The following is a 217-nucleotide window of genomic DNA, read 5'->3' as shown; positions in this document are numbered from 1 at the left end:
CCTCGACTTGCAGGCCGGGGGTGGCGTGGAGCGCGGTGAGGGTGCCGGAGGCAGGCGCGATGATCTTGTGCTCCATCTTCATGGCCTCCAGCCAGAGCAGGGGCTGACCTGCGGTGACGTGGTCTCCGACGGCGATGTCAGTGGTGCGTACTACGGTTCCTGGCATGGGGGCGAGCAGGGATCCGGGGGCCTGCTGGGAGGAGGGATCGGGGAAGCG

1 protein-coding gene is annotated in these 217 nt (G+C 68.7%); it reads right to left on the bottom strand.

What is annotated here, in order from left to right; all coding sequences use genetic code 11:
* A partial coding sequence (locus tag J0695_RS45690; protein WP_372445811.1) for an acyl-CoA carboxylase biotin carboxyl carrier protein subunit occupies positions 1–166 on the bottom strand: 166 nt, incomplete at its 3' end.
* Positions 167–217 lie beyond the last annotated feature (51 nt).

Source organism: Streptomyces beijiangensis (assembly GCF_017315755.1).
GTDB lineage: Bacteria > Actinomycetota > Actinomycetes > Streptomycetales > Streptomycetaceae > Streptomyces > Streptomyces beijiangensis.
This window is presented reverse-complemented; position numbering and strand designations above follow the sequence as displayed.